At 58.9% G+C, this 17666-nt stretch carries 18 protein-coding genes, 3 pseudogenes and 1 riboswitch; of the genes and pseudogenes, 14 read left to right on the top strand and 7 right to left on the bottom strand.

All coding sequences use genetic code 11. From position 1 onward, the window contains the following. Positions 1–105: 105 nt before the first annotated feature. Entirely contained in the window at positions 106–567 is a 462-nt protein-coding gene (locus ACZ9DP_RS02290) for a helix-turn-helix domain-containing protein (RefSeq protein WP_074072961.1), read from the top strand. An 88-nt stretch (positions 568–655) separates the two neighbouring features. Here ACZ9DP_RS02290 and ACZ9DP_RS02285 read toward each other — a convergent pair whose 3' ends face one another. The 3 genes from ACZ9DP_RS02285 to ACZ9DP_RS02275 are packed head-to-tail and all read right to left on the bottom strand — an operon-like array spanning position 656 to position 4403. After that, on the bottom strand, positions 656–2950 hold the full coding sequence (locus tag ACZ9DP_RS02285; RefSeq protein WP_476200045.1) for a xanthine dehydrogenase family protein molybdopterin-binding subunit: 2295 nt from the start codon (positions 2948–2950) through the stop codon (positions 656–658). Continuing rightward, the gene (locus ACZ9DP_RS02280) at positions 2947–3930 is read right to left on the bottom strand and encodes an FAD binding domain-containing protein (protein WP_476200044.1); all 984 of its coding nucleotides are present in this window, start codon (positions 3928–3930) and stop codon (positions 2947–2949) included. The genes ACZ9DP_RS02285 and ACZ9DP_RS02280 overlap by 4 nt, the downstream gene beginning before the upstream one ends. Then, positions 3927–4403, bottom strand: coding sequence for a (2Fe-2S)-binding protein (locus tag ACZ9DP_RS02275; protein WP_476200042.1), 477 nt, complete (start codon positions 4401–4403; stop codon positions 3927–3929). The genes ACZ9DP_RS02280 and ACZ9DP_RS02275 overlap by 4 nt, the downstream gene beginning before the upstream one ends. Positions 4404–4715: 312 nt before the next feature. Between ACZ9DP_RS02275 and ACZ9DP_RS02270 the strand changes: the two genes are divergently transcribed. The 7 genes and pseudogenes from ACZ9DP_RS02270 to repC all read left to right on the top strand — a co-directional run bounded on the left by ACZ9DP_RS02270 (position 4716) and on the right by repC (position 10115). Further along, positions 4716–5282: a TetR/AcrR family transcriptional regulator gene (locus ACZ9DP_RS02270; RefSeq protein WP_476202167.1), complete on the top strand. Its 567-nt coding sequence runs from the start codon at positions 4716–4718 to the stop codon at positions 5280–5282. Between the two features lie 167 nt (positions 5283–5449). Next, positions 5450–5629 carry a hypothetical protein gene (locus ACZ9DP_RS02265; protein WP_476200041.1) on the top strand — a complete coding sequence of 60 codons (180 nt, stop codon included), beginning with the start codon at positions 5450–5452 and terminating at the stop codon, positions 5627–5629. 121 nt (positions 5630–5750) lie between these two features. Next, complete coding sequence (locus ACZ9DP_RS02260) at positions 5751–5942, top strand: type II toxin-antitoxin system VapB family antitoxin (RefSeq protein WP_476202165.1); 192 nt, start codon at positions 5751–5753, stop codon at positions 5940–5942. Next, a pseudogene (locus ACZ9DP_RS02255) lies at positions 5942–6031 on the top strand (type II toxin-antitoxin system VapC family toxin); the annotation flags it as partial. The gene ACZ9DP_RS02260 and the pseudogene ACZ9DP_RS02255, both read left to right, overlap by 1 nt. Positions 6032–6390: 359 nt before the next feature. Next, a complete protein-coding gene (repA, locus tag ACZ9DP_RS02250; protein WP_040116398.1) occupies positions 6391–7605 on the top strand; it encodes a plasmid partitioning protein RepA in 1215 nt (404 codons plus the stop codon). Between the two features lie 51 nt (positions 7606–7656). After that, complete coding sequence (repB, locus tag ACZ9DP_RS02245) at positions 7657–8703, top strand: plasmid partitioning protein RepB (RefSeq protein ID WP_476200039.1); 1047 nt, start codon at positions 7657–7659, stop codon at positions 8701–8703. 149 nt (positions 8704–8852) lie between these two features. Then, entirely contained in the window at positions 8853–10115 is a 1263-nt protein-coding gene (gene repC / locus ACZ9DP_RS02240; protein WP_476202163.1) for a plasmid replication protein RepC, read from the top strand. A gap of 717 nt (positions 10116–10832) precedes the next feature. Here repC and ACZ9DP_RS02235 read toward each other — a convergent pair. The 4 genes from ACZ9DP_RS02235 to ACZ9DP_RS02220 form a co-directional block, all read right to left on the bottom strand. Next, positions 10833–11597, bottom strand: a complete 765-nt coding sequence (locus tag ACZ9DP_RS02235; RefSeq protein WP_372418052.1) for an ABC transporter ATP-binding protein — start codon at positions 11595–11597, stop codon at positions 10833–10835. Beyond that, positions 11594–12571, bottom strand: a complete 978-nt coding sequence (locus ACZ9DP_RS02230) for a FecCD family ABC transporter permease (RefSeq protein ID WP_476202161.1) — start codon at positions 12569–12571, stop codon at positions 11594–11596. The genes ACZ9DP_RS02235 and ACZ9DP_RS02230 overlap by 4 nt, the downstream gene beginning before the upstream one ends. Before the next feature lie 59 nt (positions 12572–12630). Then, the gene (locus tag ACZ9DP_RS02225; protein ID WP_476200037.1) at positions 12631–13671 is read right to left on the bottom strand and encodes an ABC transporter substrate-binding protein; all 1041 of its coding nucleotides are present in this window, start codon (positions 13669–13671) and stop codon (positions 12631–12633) included. Between the two features lie 251 nt (positions 13672–13922). After that, positions 13923–14157, bottom strand: a riboswitch (cobalamin riboswitch). A gap of 39 nt (positions 14158–14196) precedes the next feature. After that, positions 14197–15411 (bottom strand): hypothetical protein, encoded by a 1215-nt coding sequence (locus tag ACZ9DP_RS02220; protein ID WP_476200036.1) that lies wholly within the window; start codon positions 15409–15411, stop codon positions 14197–14199. Positions 15412–15435: 24 nt separating this feature from the next. On the opposite strand from ACZ9DP_RS02220, the pseudogene ACZ9DP_RS02215 reads away from it, so the two are divergent. The 6 genes and pseudogenes from ACZ9DP_RS02215 to ACZ9DP_RS02190 form a co-directional block, all read left to right on the top strand. After that, positions 15436–15832: pseudogene (locus ACZ9DP_RS02215) on the top strand (helix-turn-helix domain-containing protein). Between the two features lie 194 nt (positions 15833–16026). Beyond that, on the top strand, positions 16027–16284 hold the full coding sequence (locus ACZ9DP_RS02210) for a type II toxin-antitoxin system Phd/YefM family antitoxin (protein WP_239602403.1): 258 nt from the start codon (positions 16027–16029) through the stop codon (positions 16282–16284). Further along, entirely contained in the window at positions 16281–16664 is a 384-nt protein-coding gene (locus ACZ9DP_RS02205; RefSeq protein WP_194730290.1) for a type II toxin-antitoxin system VapC family toxin, read from the top strand. The genes ACZ9DP_RS02210 and ACZ9DP_RS02205 overlap by 4 nt, the downstream gene beginning before the upstream one ends. Before the next feature lie 6 nt (positions 16665–16670). Next, positions 16671–17030 (top strand): restriction endonuclease subunit S domain-containing protein, encoded by a 360-nt coding sequence (locus ACZ9DP_RS02200; RefSeq protein ID WP_476200035.1) that lies wholly within the window; start codon positions 16671–16673, stop codon positions 17028–17030. A gap of 98 nt (positions 17031–17128) precedes the next feature. Continuing rightward, on the top strand, positions 17129–17314 hold the full coding sequence (locus ACZ9DP_RS02195) for a hypothetical protein (RefSeq protein WP_372418058.1): 186 nt from the start codon (positions 17129–17131) through the stop codon (positions 17312–17314). 147 nt (positions 17315–17461) lie between these two features. Beyond that, positions 17462–17636, top strand: a pseudogene (locus ACZ9DP_RS02190) (IS630 family transposase); the annotation flags it as partial. Positions 17637–17666 lie beyond the last annotated feature (30 nt).

Genomic DNA, 17666 nt, shown 5'->3' with positions numbered 1-17666 from the left:
CAAGAAAGTACCAATTGAATTTTCCTATGTGCTCATACACTATCATTCTGCCCGAAATGCCGCCTCGAAAGGGCGCCCCGTCAACACAGTCCATGGAACCCAAAAATGAACGCAAAAGCTCCTAATGCAATCGACGTCTACGTGGGCTCGCGTGTGAGGATGCGGAGACTGCTGTTGGGGTTCAGCCAGGAGCGGCTGGCCGACCAGATCGGCGTTACCTTTCAGCAGGTGCAGAAATACGAGAAGGGCATGAACCGCATCGGCGCAAGCCGGCTGCAAAAGATTGCCGAAGTGCTTGCCGTACCGCCGAGCTTCTTCTTCCAGCAGGACGCCGCGCAGCCGCTGAGCCTCGACGGACTGGAGCCCTCCGAAAACTTCGACCCGGTCGGAGAATTCCTGCGTTCGAAGGAGGGGCTGGCGCTTAATCGCGCTTTCTTGAAGATCACCGACCCAACCGTGCGTGAAAAGGTCCTTTCCCTCGTCAAGGCGATGGCTCAGGCCGGAGAGCGCCGGGATATGACTGTCGATCCGGCAAACTCTGAGACGAGCGCTCCGCTCGACGCTTGAGGAAAAACCCGCTGCCGGGAGAACCGCAATGCTCCCTGGCCCGGCCTTGCCGGAGCTGTGGGAGCGTTCTTTATTCGCAGCACCCAGCCTAGATGAGCTTCTCCAGCGTGATCGGCAACGAACGGATGCGCTTGCCGGTCGCGTGAAAGACGGCGTTGGCAATCGCAGGTGCCACCCCGACGATCGGCAATTCGCCGACAGCCTTGCCGCCGAGCACCGAGGCACGGTAATCGGGGATGCCGACGGAAATCACCTGAAGGTCGGGCACGTCCGAATTGGTCGGCACGAGATAGTCGGCCAGATTGTTGTTGATCACGCGGGCATATCGTTCGTCGACAATACCTTCCTCCAGCAACGCCTGGCCAATGCCCATGATAATGCCGCCCCGCCACTGGCTTTCGGCGAGCTTCGGGTTGTAGAGCCTTCCCGAATCGAGCGCGGAAACCATGCGCGAGACGCGGACCGTGCCGAAATCCTCATCCACGCGAACCTCGACGAAATGCGCACACCAGCTATGGAGCGAATAGCCGCCTTCAGTCGGCGCCTTCATTGTCATCATCGTCGTAAAGTTGTCGTAGCGGTCTTTTCCATCCCGCTTGTCTTCCGGCAGCGTGTCACGCAGCGTCTCGACCTTCTCACGGCCGATCTGCCGCATGAAGTCTGCAATCGCGACGCCATCACCTTCTCCCCTCGGCGGCAAGATCCGGCCTTCAGAGATCGTGAGCGTATTGGCCTGCGCGTCCCGGAACGGCGAATTCGCATCGTTGAGAGCAAGCCCGATCAACTCGTCGCGCGCGGCAAGGGCGGCCTTATGAACGGCACCCGTCATCAGGTTTGCAAGCTGCGAGCCGCCAGCGACGGGCGCCCTCGGCAAGGCCGAGTCGCCGAGCTTGACGTGGATATGCTCGACGGGGATGCCAAGGACTTCAGCGGCAGTCTGGGCCATGATGGTATAGGTCCCCTGGCCCATGTCGATGCCGCTGCTTGCAATCTCCGCCGTACCATCGGCAAGGATTCGCACAAGTGCCTCACCAGGCGTGCGGCGCACCGGATAGGTGCCTGCCGCCACACCCCAGCCGATCAGCGCGTTGCCGTCCCGCATGGAACGCGGCTTTGGCGAGCGCTTCGACCAGCCGAAGGCCTCGCCACCCACGGCAAAGGCTTCGCGCAGTTGTCTCGTCGACCAAGGGATCTTGGCAAGCGGGTCTCGCTCGGCATAGTTCAGCAAACGGATCTCGACGGGGTCGATGCCGACGGCATAGGCGAGTTCATCGATTGCCGACTCCAGGCCCCATGCACTGGGATTTTCGCCGGGAGCACGAAGCGCGCCGGGCAGAACCGTATGCACAGGAACGATGTTCTGCCTCGAGCTGAAGTTCGGCACGTCATACATGATCGAGGTGACGGCACCGAGCGGCTCGACGGCCACACCCGTCATCGCCGTTTCATTGGCCCCGCGCTGGACAATCGAAAGCAGCTTTCCTTGCTTCGTTGCGCCGAGCGCCAGCGTTTGCCGGGTGGCAGGGCGGCCGCCGAAGGCAGTGAATGTCTGCGCACGGGTGACCGCGAGCTTGACGGGACGGTCGAGCTTCCTAGCGGCCATGATCGCAAGTGCTGCATGCGGCAACGAGAGTGCCTTGGAACCGAAACCGCCGCCGATATAGGGCGAGATGATCCGCACATTCTCGAAGGGCAATTCGAACCACTCGGCATAGCTGCGCGCCATGCCATCCACCCATTGGCTCGGTTCCCAAAGCGTCAGCACATCGCCGTCCCATTTGGCGATCAGCCCATGGGGTTCGATCGGCACGTTGTATTCACGCGGTGTCTTATATTCAGCTTCGATCCGAACAGGAGCTTCAGCCAGCGCCTGTTCGGCGTTACCCCATTCAATCGTCATTTGCTCGACCGCAATACCCTCCCCGGCCCGTGGATCATCGAAGCCGAAGATGGCCTGCTTCTCGTCGTAGCTCACCTTAATCAACGCCGCGGCAGCGGTCGCCTGTTCGAGCGTTTCGGCGAACACGGCTGCAACATGCTGCCCACTGAAGGTAATCTCGTTGGTCAGCGCGAGATAAGGACCTTCAGGACCGGGCGTGCCGGCCCAGGTGGTTGCCGATTTCAGCTCCATGATGTTGTCCGGGGTCAGCACGAGCAGCACGCCAGGCGATGCCTCAGCTGCAGAGATGTCCATCGAGCTGATTGTGCCTGCCGCAATCGTGCTCTGGACCATCACGCCGTGAACGACGCCGTCGATTTGATTTTCGAGCGCGTAGTTTGCCTTGCCGGTGATCTTTGCCGGTCCATCCAAGCGCGACAGGCGGCCTCCGAGCACGCCATCTGCTGCATCACCGCGTTTGATCTTCGGTTCCATGACGGTCATGCCAGACCTCCCAATCTTTCTATGGCGCGAGCAACGACACGTGGCGCCAGGTCGATCTTGTACCGGTTGGCGCCATGGTCGATGGCGCCCTCAATGGCAAGCACGCTTGCTTTTGCGATCGCCGCCGGTTCGACGGTCTTGCCGATCAAGGCGCGTTCGACCGCGCGGGCGCGCCACGGTTTTGTCGCAACGCCTCCGAGCGCAACACGAAGGTCGCGGATCGTTTTGCCATCCTCTTCCAGCTCGAGGCCGACAGCAGCGCTGGCGGCAGCAAATTCGTAGGATTGCCGGTCGCGGACCTTGAGATAAATCGATCTTCGGGCTGCTTGCGAGGCGGGGACGAAAATGGCGGTGATGAGTTCACCGCGTTCAATTTTATGCTCCAGTTGCGGCGTGTTGCCTGGCGCCAGAAAGAAGTCGTCGACTGCAATCTGCCGCACGCCCAGATGGATCACCGCGTCGAACGCGACGAGCGCCACCGCGAGATCGCCGGGATTGCCCGCGATGCAGTGCTCGCTGGTGCCGAGGACGGCGTGGTTGCGGGTCATTCCGCCGATCGCCGAACATCCCGAACCCGGCTCGCGCTTGTTGCAGGCCGTAAAGACCGCCGGGTCGCGGAAATACGGACAGCGGGTGCGCTGCAGGAGGTTGCCACCAATCGTCGCCATGTTGCGAAGCTGGGCGGATGCCGCCAGCGACAGCGATTGCGAGATCGCAGGGAACGCTTCTTTTATGACCCGATGCTCGGCGACCGCGCTCATCTTGGCAAGCGCGCCGATGGTAACGCCTGTCTCGGTCGACGAGATTGCGTCCAGCCCGGAAAGAAATGTGATATCGACGACCGTTTCCGGCGCGGCAATGCCGCATTTGGCAAGATCGAGCAGGGTGGTGCCGCCTGCAATGACCATCGCCCCTTGCCGGGCGGCCGCCTCACGGGCTTGATCGGCCGACGATGCGCGCAAATAGGAAAACTCTTTCATCGCGCCATCTCCGCAGCTTCGCGCACCGCCGCTACGATGCTGTTATGGGCTCCGCACCGACAGAGATTGCCGGACATATATTCACGGATCTCGCTATCGGAGCCCGTGTGACCCTCGCCAATGCAGGCAACCGCCGACATGATCTGGCCCGGCGTGCAATAGCCGCACTGGAAAGCATCATGCTGAAGAAACGCCGCCTGCACCGGATGAAGGGTGCCGTCTGCCGCGGCGAGGCCTTCGATTGTCGTGACTTGCCGCCCCTCGGCCTGGGCCGCAAGCGTGAGACAGGCAAGGACGCGCCTGCCGTCGATATGGACGGTGCAAGCGCCGCACTGCCCGTGGTCGCAGCCTTTCTTCGTGCCGGTCAGCGCCAGATGTTCACGCAATGCATCGAGCAGCGTCACGCGTGGATCGACAGCAAGCGCGTGCTTTGCACCGTTGATATCAAGCCTGAGGTTGATTGTCCGGGTCATGGTTTTCTCCTGCCTCGACGGAGGAATTTTACGCCGTCATTGAAAATAGCCGGGTCTTGAATTGCAAAGCGCCTGCGCCAGCTAAAATCTGGTTTCGGTCTCTGCGGGATTTGCTTTCACCTCGTGGCGCCTGCGCAATTGAGACATGACATTCCGCCTCTTTCTGCGATAACAGGTGCAAGGCGCTCAAGTTAAACGGAGGCGCCTCCGATTAAACTAGCGGCTTGCGCGGCAGCGTCAAGTCCCCATCCGCAGGAGAGGCTTTTGACCGGAAAGGCAATAGCCGGAAGCGAGACGAAGCCCGAAAGACGCATGCGTGCCGATGCGTTACGCAACCGCGACAAACTCATTGCTGTTGCCGCCGACGTCTTCGCCGATCATGGCGTCGAAGGTTCGCTGGAGGAGGTCGCTCGGCGTGCCGGCGTCGGTATCGGAACGCTCTACCGGCACTTTCCGACGCGCGAACATCTGGTCGAAGTTGTCTATCGGCGGGAGCTGCAGAATTTGGCGACGGCCGCCAGCGATCTGGCGGCAACACATCCGGCGGACCAGGCCCTTGAAGAATGGATGCACCGTTTCGTCAACTACATTGCCGCCAAGCGCGGTATGGCACAAAGCCTGCGCATTTTGCTGAATTGCAACTCGGAGCTCTTTGCCGAAAGCGCCGGCATCATCTCCGGGGCTCTTCGACAGTTGGTGGACAACGCTGCTGCAAAGGGCGTGATCCGCAGCGACGTGGAGAGCACCGACCTCTTGCATGCGCTTTCCAGCATCTATTCGATGCCCGACTCGCCGGAATGGCGGGAACGCTCGCGCAGGCTGATCCGCCTGTTGATGGATGGACTTAAATGGGGTGTAAAAATGGGGCCGGCCGATTAGGTCGGAAGCGACTCGGTTAAGTGGGGCAGAAACAGGTGGCAAGGGGAGACCTTTGCATCGCTGAACGATGCTGTGGGTAGCGCCGATCCTCGATTGCATTGGCCGGATTTCGGAGCGACGATTGACCTGGACGGGGCCCTAAAATGCACGGGACAGACCCTGGAGACTTGAATGAAGCAGAGGTGATCGCATCGCACGATGCGGTCGTTGATCGGCTGCACTTTCTGCATCAGCAAAAGACAGCGCACGCCCTGCTCGAATTGGCGATCGGCGAACGCGTGGTGTTCGAAGACAATTACGGCCAGCCGCGGGCCGGGATTGCAATGAGCGCCGCCGCGGAGTTTTGACAGCGATGAAATTTAGGGTAGAAATGCCTCAAAAGGTAGAAATATCGGAGCTGTCATGTCGCTCAATATCAAAAACCCCGCCACAGTCGCTCTCGTTGACGAGCTTGCGCGGCGGTAAGGTATCAGCAAGACCGCAGCCATTCATCAGGCTTTGACGGAGCGTCTACATCGCATGGGATACGGCGATGTGGCGCAGGAGCGTCTGCTCACCGAGATGCAGGCGATCCGTGGGCGAGTGTCGCGATTGCCCGAACTCGACAGCCGAAGCGATGAAGAAATCATCGGCTTCGATGAGCATGGAATTCCGAACTGATGGTGATCGATACCTCTGCGATTGTCGCGATCCTGCGCAGTGAACCAGAGGCCGCAACGCTCGAGAGAACGGTCGTCGCCAACCCTATTTATCGGGCTCAACGTCGGGCGCGACCAGACCGAGGACGGGCGCGGCTGGTTAATTGAAATCCGAAAGCAAAAGCGACAGCCACCTTATCTGCCCGCGTACCCGATTCGGCTGGTGCAGAACCTTGGCGCTTTCCAGCTAATGCGCTGATATGATTTGTTTCCCGTTCATTACTGAAGTTAAAAAGAGGTTCATTTCCGCAAGCCATGTTTCGGTGACTCGGGTAAGTATTGCGCGAAAAAGCCCGTTTAGAAGGTGCTTAACCGCCTGTTAAGCCAGCGGCCTTGCAAGAAAATGAGAATCGGCGCTAAATGCGGTTTCATTGGCCTCACGGCGTTAAAATCGCATTTTCGAGATTTCCATGAATATGGCACCTACAATTGGTAAAGCAATTTCTGATGTCGACCAGCTGATCATCGGCCAGGCACAGGAACTGTCCGACAAGTTGAAGCAGCATCGCCTGGAAATGTTTCCGCCCCGTGCGATGAAAAGCCTGCGCGAATTCCAGCTTGCCGAGGTGGCGCGTTTCCTTGGCGTCACGAGCGGCTATCTTCGCAATCTTTCGCTGGAGGGCAAGGGGCCCCTTCCGCAGGTGACGCCATCCGGGCGCAGATCCTATACCGCCAGGCAGATGGATGAAATGCGGCTGTTCTTGGATCAGAATGCCAGAGGCAGCACGCGTTACGTCCCGCACCGCACGGGCAATGAACACCTGCAGGTCATCGCCGTCGTGAATTTCAAGGGCGGCAGCGGCAAAACCACGAGTGCTGCCCATCTCGCCCAGCATCTGGCGCTGACTGGCCACCGCGTTCTTGCCGTCGACCTCGACCCGCAAGCCTCGCTTTCGGCGATCCACGGCTTCCAGCCGGAATTCGACGTCGACGAAAACGAGACGCTTTATGCGGCAATCCGTTACGACGACGAGCGGCGACCGCTTAAGGAAATCATTCGCAAGACCAATTTTCCCAATCTCGACCTTGTTCCAGGCAATCTCGAATTGATGGAATTCGAGCATGATACGCCGCGCGTGCTTGCCCAGGGCAAAGCGAGCGACTACGGCCGCATCTTCTTTGCCCGCCTTGACGAGGCGCTGTCTTCCGTCGCCGACGACTATGATGTCGTCGTCATCGACTGCCCTCCCCAGCTCGGCTTCCTGACGATGAGCGCCATCTGCAGCGCAACCGCCGTGCTCATCACCGTTCATCCGCAAATGCTCGACGTGATGTCCATGTGCCAGTTCCTGCAGATGCTGGGCGAGGTGCTGAACACGCTGAAAGGCGCCGGCGGCAACATGAATCTCGACTGGTTGCGCTATCTCGTGACGCGCTACGACCCGCAGGATGGGCCACAGACGCAGATGGTCGCCTTCATGCGCTCGATGTTCCGCAATCACGTGCTCACAAATCCCATGCTGCGAAGCGTGGCGATTTCGGATGCTGCCATGACAAACCAGACCCTCTACGAGGTGGAGCGCAATCAGTTTACCCGCGCGACCTATGACCGCGCCATGGAGGCCATGAGCGCCGTAAATGGCGAAATCGCCGAGCTCATCCATAAGGCATGGGGGCGCAGATGACGGCGCACCGATTGACAGCAACCAACCGTTCAACCGCCAGGAGGAGAAAGAATGGCACGTAAGAATATCCTCTCGGGCCTGATGGACGATTCCAAGAAGTTTACTGCCGTAAACAGCGAGCCCGTAAACGACCCCGATAAGCAGCAGATGAACTTCAAGGGAATTGGCGCGCTCGGTGCCGTTACCCGCAGTATCGATGCCCTTGCTGCAAGGGCTGACGCTGCGCGCGAAATCGAAGAAAGGCTCGCCCATGGCGAAACCGTGATTGATCTCGACACGGCACTCATCGAAGATTCCTTCGTCAGCGATCGTCTCGGGCACAATGATGAGCAGTTTCAGGAATTGGTGGAAGCCATCCGCCTGCGAGGGCAGGATTCACCCATTCTTGTCCGCCCGCATCCGGAAAAGGATGGAAAGTTCCAGATCGCCTTCGGCCATCGCCGCGCGCGCGCTGCCAAGGAACTTGGGCGGCCGGTTCGCGCCGTCGTCAAGAAGCTTGCCGATCGTGATCATGTAATTGCCCAGGGACAGGAAAACTCCGCACGCGCGGATCTCTCCTTCATCGAACGGACGATGTTTGCCGACAAACTCGACAAGCTCGGCTTCGATCGGGAGACGATCATGGCAGCGCTCAACGCTGACAAGACGACCATCTCCAAGATGCTGTCGGTCACCCGGCGCATTCCGGCCGAGATTCTTTCGGCAATTGGCGCAGCACGCGCAACCGGCCGCGACCGTTGGCATGACCTTTCGGCGAAATTCGAAGAAGACAACGCTGCCGAGCGGGCGATGCTGTTTATCGAAACGCCAGCCTTTGAAGCTGCCGAGCCGGATGCCCGGTTCGACATGCTTGGCGCATTCCTCAGCAAAAAGCCGGCATCAGCCGTCCAGACCGCAACGCCGTCCTCGGCCGTGACCCAGTGGCAGCACAGGGACGGCTCCGTCAAGGCGAAGATCAAGGATGACGGGAAGCAATTCACCATCGCGCTGAGGGCAGGGAAGGCGTCGGCCTTCGGCACCTATATCGCGGATAATCTCGATCGGCTCTACGAGGCGTTCGAGGATAACAGGACGACAGGAAAGAACGGAGATCATTAGCAAAAGAAAAGGCCCCCGAACGTTGCCGTAGCGGAAGCCCTCTCTGATCTAGACACCCAGAGAATCACATTTCCGCACAACATAGTCAAGAGTCTCCGGCACCTATTTTCGGTGAGCTGATATCTTTTGCCTTGAAGAAGGCGAAGAAAATGGAAAGCGGAAGTGTGACGACGCCTTTTGGGCGGCGGCCGATGACACTTGGCATGCTCGCAAGTCAGGTCACCAGCCAAAAAATTGAGCCAGGCGCCTCAATCGATAAATGGAAAATCTATCGTGCGCTTTGTGAAGCCAAGCCTCTGCTCGATATATCCGACAGAGCGCTCACGGTATTGAACGCGCTTTTGAGCTTCTACCCGAAAGGCGAGCTTGCTGCAGATGACAGTCTTGTCGTCTTTCCCTCCAACACGCAGCTCTCGCTTCGCTGCCATGGCATGGCCGAGCAAACGATCCGGCGGCATATGGCCGTCCTCGTCGCTGCCGGCCTCGTGATCCGCAAGGACAGCCCCAACGGAAAGCGCTACGCTCGCAAGAACCGCAATGGCGGGATCCACGAAGCTTTTGGCTTCTCACTCGCCCCTCTGCTTGCGCGCGCCTGCGAAATCGAACGCCTGGCCGCGAAAGTCTCTGCCGACCGCCTCTACATCCAAACGCTCAAGGAACGTCTCACGCTCACCCGCCGCGACATCTCAAAGCTTGTCCACGCAGCGATCAGTGAAGAGCTTCCCGGAGACTGGCAAGCGGTCAACACACGCTTTCACGATATCCTGAACCAATTGCCGCGCGCAGCTGGTGCCCATGCGGTTGCGTCCACCTTGGATCTCCTCGACGCATTGCGCGATGAAATCGTCAAGCGACTGGAAATACAAATTAAAACGGACAATCTGAGCGCCAATGACTCACAAAATGAGCGGCACATACAGATAACAGAATCCGAATCTAATCTTGATTCTGAAGCCGATGTTGAAACTGGAACCCCTGAGTTGACTGCAGTAAACTCGCCAATGATCGATCCGGCAAACGACAGCGACACTGAACTCCGTCAACCTCAGGCAAGAACCAACACCGTATCGACGATATTTCCGCTCTCCCTCGTCCTGCAGGCATGCCCGGAAGTGCGTAGCTATGGTCCTGCCGGAACTGTCAGAACCTGGCAGGACCTCATTGCCGCAGGAGCTATCGTCAGTTCAATGCTTCATATCAGTCCCTCAGCATACAGAGACGCTTGCCGTGTCATGGGTCCGCAAGCTGCCTCAGCCGTGCTGGCCTGCATTTTCGAGAGGTCGGGGACGATCAATTCAGCCGGCGGTTATTTGCGCGACCTCACGCGGCGCGCCCAACGCGGCGAGTTTGCGATCGGATCGATGTTGATGGCGATTGCAAGGACACGGGAACATCATGACGCCCATCATTGAGTTGACTGCAGTAAACTCACACTTGACCGGCCCAAAACGACAGCCCCGCAACCTTCGTCAACCGACGCCGCATCCACGTTACTTTGGCTCTTCCTCGTTTGCCGGCACGCCCAACGCTGCGCGTTACGGCCCGGTCGAAACGATCAAAGCCTCGTAGGACATAATGCCCGCCGACGCGCTGATCGGCCAGACGCTGCAATCAATACTTCAGATCCAACCATGCTGCTTCCTCGGGTCTGCAATAGGCAAGTGTACCCGCCTCCTTGATGCGGCAGGAGCGATCAACGGAGCCGACGGTGCGACCCTAAACAGCCTGAGGCACCTGATGGAGTTGCGATAGGATCGAAATTCGGAAGTCCGGCAGGGGTCGAGAAGCCGCAGGAGGCGCGTCACTCGTTTAAGCCCGAGAAATCAAGGCATCGCAAGGCCTGAAACAGGGGCCGCAGTGACCGAACGAAATGTCGTGATTGTTTCCGTTAGATGTTGAATAGTCTGTGATAACAAACTGTTAGAGATCGACTAAACTTGATCTGATCTCCCGGAAATCATGCTGCTATGGTACCTAAACGGCGCCTTATGGTCAAGGAAAGCATGTCGTCCAGCGCCGGAGATCGGCAAGATGCGACATCGAAGTATCCTTGCGGCAAAACCGTGCGGGATGGATGGACAGGTCGGCGCCAGCCTGGAAGCGGACATCGCTTCAGACGAGGGCCGTCCTTAACGGGTGAGATATTGGATGTAATGCCTGCCGTGAACCGCCGACTTCTCGATATGAGCCCGAACCCCGAATACATCCCGAACGAGCTCTTCGGTCAGAACCGCTTCGGGCGGCCCGGCAGCAACCACGCGGCCGCTATGCAGGACGGCCAGGCTATCGCAGAACATTGCCGCCAGATTGAGATCATGCAATGCGATGACGCTGGTGACCGGAAGCGTCGTGACGAGATCCAGCAGCTCCAACTGATGCTGGATGTCGAGATGATTGGTTGGTTCATCAAGCAGCAGTTCGGTCGGCGTCTGCGCAAGGGCGCGAGCGATGTGCGTGCGCTGACGCTCCCCACCTGACAGTGTGCGCCACAGCTGTAAAGCCTTGGCCGTCATGCCGACCTGTTCCAGCGCCGCATTGACGGCGTCTTCGTCCGTCCTATCCCAGGGGGAGAGCGCGCCTCGATGCGGTGTTCGCCCGAGGCGGACAACATCCTTTACCGAAAGGTCCGCATCGGTTGTCGCTTGCTGTTCGACCAGTGCGATACGCTGGGCAATCTCGCGACGCGCCATTGTGCTGATATCGCTCTCGCCCAGTCTGATGACGCCGCTCTCAACCTGCCGCAGCCGGCAGATGAGACGCAGCAGGCTCGACTTGCCAGAGCCATTGGGTCCGAGCAGACCAAGCGTCTTGCCCGGCGCAACATCAAGGCTGACGCCATCGACGATCACTGTGCTGCCGGCGCACCAGGCGACGTTGCGCATCGATATACTCATACCGGCCTCCTTGCCTTGTAGAGGATGAGGGCGAAGACAGGCGCGCCGAAAAGTGCCGTGACCACGCCAATTGGAAGCACCTGCTGCGGGATGATCGTGCGCGAGACGATATCGGCAAGTACCATGAAGATCGCCCCGATCAACGCTGTTGCCGGCAGTAACCGCTCGTGAGCGGGTCCGACCAGAAAGCGCGCCGCGTGCGGAATGACAAGACCAACGAAGCCGATCGAACCGACGATGCTGACGACGGCAGCGGTCATCACCGCCGTCAGTCCAAGAAGGGTAAGACGCACGCGCCGCACCGGTACGCCGAGCGCTGCGGCAGAGTCCGTACCGAAGGCAAAGGCATCCAGCACACGTGCGTGAAGCATGCAGATAACAAAGCCGCCGCCGGCAATGGGGGTAACGAGAAAAACATCCGTCCAGCGCACGCCGCTGAGGCTGCCGAGCAACCAAAACATGATACCCCTTGCCTGCTCGGCATCGGCCGAGGTCGTGACGATGTAGGACGTCAACGCATTGAAGAGCTGCGAACCAGCAACGCCTGCCAGGATGATCCGATCGGCGCCGCCGCCTGCGCCTGCGGCCAAAAGGGAGACGAGACCGAAGGCTGCCACCGCACCGAAAAAAGCACCGGTGGAAAGCGTCAGCACGCCGGACCCGATGCCGAGGATCATGATGGCGACCGCGCCGGTCGAGGCGCCCGCCGAAATGCCAAGCACATAAGGTTCGGCAAGCGGATTGCGAAGCAGGGCCTGCAGCATGGCGCCCGTCATCGCAAGAGCCGCGCCGGAACTTGCAGAGACCAGGGCGCGGCTCAGCCGATAGTCCCAGATGATACCCTCATGGATCGGCTTGATTGCGAAGGAGGTGCCGAACATTCGATTGGCAATAGCTTGCGCAATCGTCCGCAGCGGTATGACGATCTCGCCGATCGACACGGCGAGGCCTATCGCCAATGTCAGTGCGGCCATTGAAAGCAGGGACAAGGCGGCAAAGCCGCCCCATCCGTTACGTTGCCCGGCGTCTTTGCTCACTTCGCCAGTCCAAACTGCCGTATGGCTACTGCAAGCGTCTCGATGCCGTCGACAAGGCGGATCGATGGGCTCATTGCCTGCGAGTCCATGACGACCACCTGCTTCTTTTCCACAGCGCTGATCCTGCTTGCCACAGGATCGGTGTTCAGAAACGTAAGCTTGATGGCCGGATCGTCGGCCACGTAGCGGCGACGATCCATCCCGGCGATGACGATGATTGCGGGATTGAGGCCGGCGACCGTTTCCCAGCCGACCAACGGCCATTCCTCGTTCGTGGCAATCACGTTCTTTGCCCCAAGGGCCTGCATGATATAGGCGGGCGCGCCGTTGCGGCCGGCCATGAAGGCTTCCCCGTCGACTTCCTTGCTGGAGAACCAGAATACGACCGGGATATCCCTTACCCTTGCCCCGGCAACGGATGCAATCGCCTTATCCTCACGTTCCTTCAGCCTTGCGACCAATGCCTCGCCGCGGTCCTGAACGTTAAAGATCGCGGCAAGTTCGGCGATCTCCTGATAGATGACCTCGGTCTTCAGCATTTCCTTGCGGACACCATCACCACCCGTCGTATTATCCTTGGCGGCGCAATCGGCCGGCGCGACATAGGTGTTGATGCCAAGCTTCGAAAACTGATCGTAGGTTCCAACCGAGCCGTTCGGGCCGACATGCCACTCGAACTCGGCAGCAACCAGGTCGGGGCCGGTTCCGACCACCGCCTCGAAGCTCGGATCATTGTCGGCGAGCCGCTTGATTTTGCTGTTTTCCGCATCGAATTGTTTGAGCACTGGGCTGAACCAGACAGCCGTGCCGGCGATGCGATCGGCAAGGCCGAGCGACAGCAGGATTTCGGTCATCGCCTGGCCGATCGATACCACCTTGTCCGGCACTCTATCGAAGGTGATGGATCGGCCGCAATTGGCAATTGTCAGGGGGTAGGTGGTCGAAGCGGCAAAAGCAGGTGCAGAAATCGCTGAGGTTGCCAATACCGCGAAGGCAAGGCGCAGAATGAACCGCCGAAGTTTTGGATCGGATGACATGAAAACACTCATAGGGAATTGAGGATGCGTCGGCACGGCGGCCTGATCGCTTCGATGTTGATGGGAAACGCTTAAGGTGGTCACCGGCCATACGCGCGGGCGAGCCGTCCGGCACGACGGGCTTACCTGCAGCGACTATGGTTTATTGAAAAGAGCGATCTGTTCCGTCTCACGCGGAAGGGGGCTGCGCCGATTAGGGGCGTCAAAAGAAATCATCTCGTCTCCTGTTCCGGGCAACCCCGCCCGTTCAATTGGATCTCTCTTTGACGGCAGGTCTCCTGGCTCGCGGATATACACCGGACCATCTGCCTTCCCATGAGAACGAGCTCACAGTGGCATGGCGCTTGGCGCCACGAGGATGATCGGCAATCCGCTTACAGTTGCGGGGGCAGCCACGGTCTTGGTCCCTTTTTGGGTCGTCCGCACCGTGTTCCCTATTAATCCCCTCGGAGTTTACTTCGGGGAACCGTCGCGCTCAGTTATGCCGAGCGCAACCGTCTCGTCAAGCCGTTGAGACAAGAGCGATCAATGGACGGCGCCTGATCCCCCGACGGCGACGATGCCGAAAGGCAGTCCCTCAACTGGAAGGGTTCGAACCTCTTTCATGGTCTCAATATCGATCATCCGCACAACGCTATGGCGAGGATCGGTGATGGCAATCTGATCGCCTGCAACTGCGAGCCGGGGGCGCGGATCGCGCCAGTGACCATCCTTGCTGTAAGGCTCGGTGACGCTTGCCGACGTCGTGATCTGACCGCTTAGAACGTCGACAAGATGCAATTGCCCGTCTTCGGTCAGTACATAGGCATTCTTGACCCGCGTAGGATCGAGCGCGAAATCGATACGTCGGGTCGGCAGGTCGACCAAGCGATACGGTTCGGTGCCGTCTGGGTCGATCAGGGCAATCTTGTCCTCGCCGTAGTTGCCCAGGAAAAATTGCATCGCCTTGCTGCCGAGCAAGGTCGTCACTTTTCCCTTCGGCAGCTTGTCGCCATATTCCAGCATTTTAAGTTGCACGGTTTGCTCCTTGCCAGGGCGGGCAATCAGGACACCTTCCTCGCAGCCGAAGGCAACGAGCTTTGCCGAGAAGGCTTCTCCGTGCAGCGCCGTGCAGGGCGTGACGTCGCCGACCTGTCTTCCGTTTGCGCTTAGAACACGTAGGCCCAGACGTGGCGGCAGTTCATCCGGTTTGGTTTCCGCCTTGGTATCAGGAACCGAGACCAGCATATTCCGCCCCATGGGCACGGCGACACCATGGTGAGGTGCCGTCGCGTCTATAAGCTTTTCGGATGCTGCGCCTTCCAGAAGACCTTCTTCGGAAACGAGCTTGGCTTTGCCTTCCCGATCGTAAAACAATACCACGTCGTCGCCATGCATGACGGCGTGGACCGGCCGTTTCCCGTCGAGTGTGGCTTGCAGCAGCAAAGGTGCGGATGTTTCCAGATCGCGATGCTCGCCATGGTCGGAAAGCGTCACACCGGTTTTGATCACCTGGACGGTATTAGCTTCTGATTGAACGGCAAAAACAGTCTGGCCGGAATGACTGGCGGCCAGCGCCGCATAACCCTTTAGCCCAAACTCGCCGATCTGCTCACCGGTCTTGACGTCGAATGAACGAACCATGGGAGCCGTGTGGTCGGCGATGAACAGGCGCCATGTCTGCTTTTCCTCTTCAGCGGAGGCCGGATTCACCAAGAGGCTTGCTGCAAACGCTCCGGCCATCGTCAATCTGGGTATCATCGGAAATCCCTTTTCTGATATGTAATAACATTACACGCTCTAGCGGAGTTCCAGAAACATGTCCAGGCCGTCGGGGCCGAAGGCGATGTAGCGCTCGAGCTGCCCCCCACAAGCCTGCACCGCGAAACCCGTTTGCTGGCGCTGCTCGCCGCCATCATCGCCGCGGCCGAGCTTGACCTCAATGAACACGATCGGCTGACCCTTGCCCGGCAGTCGATGGAGCGGAGGCTCACCGGACGGCGGACGTCGTCAAAACTGCCGCAGCTGATCGAGCTGGTGATGACGAGGCCGCTCCTGTCAACCGGCATGGTCGCAAAGGCGATCGACGTCACGCCGCAAACAGCGGTCAGAATCGTCGGCGAGCTGGGCTTGAGGGAGATTGACGGGGAGGGGGAAGTTTCGGGCGTGGGGAGTGGTCTGAGTGGTCGGCATAGGGGCGTGGGCAACGCTGTGACAACCGTGAACAGTGAGTTATCGAGCTGCAGGCTGAACATGCGTAGCAGTACCAGAGCACCCTAAACTTCTAAAAAGAAAGGGCATTGATTCTGGACCAAGATATGGTCTAGATATCTTACGTTATTGGACCTTTAAGTGGTCCGGAATAGGAAGCAGGCGATGCAGGTGTCCGTTACTGAAGCGAAAGGTCAATTGACAGAGTTGGTTCGGCGTGCCGAAGCGGGAGATGAGGTTATCTTGACCCGGCATGGCCATGCGGCAGTTCGTCTTGTTCCCGTAAAGACGGGGCCTGACAGAAGATCTCGTCGGGCGCTACTCGAGGCGGTTCGTACCGCCGCGTCCATGAAGGCGACGACCGGACCCAACGCAGCGCGTAGCCAGGATTTTCTCTACGGTGCTGATGGCCTTCCGGAATGATCGCCGTAGATACGTCGGCGCTGATGGCGATCGTGCTAGATGAACCTGAAGCGAATTTCTGCATCGGTGCGCTCGAAACCGAAGCCGACCTTCTAATCTCCGCGGGCACAGTCGCGGAAGCTCTCATCGTGTCTGCTCGGCGGAATGTTGGGGAGGAGATGGCACGCCTTATCGACGGGCTGGGCTTCGAAATTGTATCTCTTACGCCCGCTTCCGCTAGGCGGGTCGCCCATGCATATGAAATGTGGGGTAAGGGCGTCCATCCAGCGGGGCTGAATTTCGGGGACTGTTTCGCCTACGAAGTGGCGAAGGAACATGCCTGCCGCCTGCTCTTTGTCGGCGATGATTTTACGAAGACCGATATTGAAAGAGTTATCTGAGGGGCGATGGTGACAGAAGCGATGATATTGCCAGAAGGGTGGGTGATGACTACCGTCGCCAAGATTGGGGCGGTGCGTCTGGGCCGACAGCGTTCGCCGGACCAACACACCGGACAATTTGCCACGAAGTACGTTCGTGCGGCCAACATCACGGCTAACGGAATTGATGTTACCGACGTATTGGAAATGGATTTTTCGCCAGCGGAGCGTCAGGTATTTCAGTTTCAAGTCGGCGACATCTTGCTTGGCAGAGGCGGCCGGCAGCCCCAAGCAGGTAGGGCGCGCGCCAATCTGGCAGGGCGAAATACCCGACGGCTGTTTTCAAAACACCGTTATTCGCGTTCGTCCTCACGCCGTTGTCCCTGAATTCGCCCTGCTCGTTTTTCGGCGTATGGCGGAAGTGGTGCCTTTGGGGAAGTGGCCCCGTGGGGTAGCCGACGGCTCCTCATCATAGACTCAGACCTTTGGCGACGCTGAAGGAAGCCGAAGTCGACATTCATCCAACATTTGTAGGCGTCAATAACAGCAAGCGCGGCAAAACCATCTTTGAGCGATGGTCCCAAGACATCGCTCAGGAGCCGTTGTTCATCGATGATCCCGTGATCGTCGGCCGCGCGGGACACCCCTTCGGAACAGATCGCCCTCGATAAACTGCATGAAAGCGATCGGTTAACTAGGGTGAGGTGCCTTGCAAATCCAGAAGATATGGATAACTGATCGTTTTGAAAACGTCTCTTATGAACCCACCGAAAGGTTAAGAACTCCAAGTCCGACGACTGAATTTTGCTGTTTTCTCGTCCGGGAAACTGACGCCCCTTGCCTTGCAGGCGCGTGCCGATATTGCCCGTCGCTGGAAAGGATGGCAGACACGCCTCGATCCGGCACGACTTGTCTGTATTGACGCGACTTGGATCAAGACGAACATGGCCCACTCGATGGTTGGGCCCGAAAGGCAAGCGTTTGCGCGGCTTTTTGCTGGGCACTTTGACTCTGGCCGCCGCC

The organism is Rhizobium sp. USDA 4016 (assembly GCF_056279705.1).
This window is presented reverse-complemented; position numbering and strand designations above follow the sequence as displayed.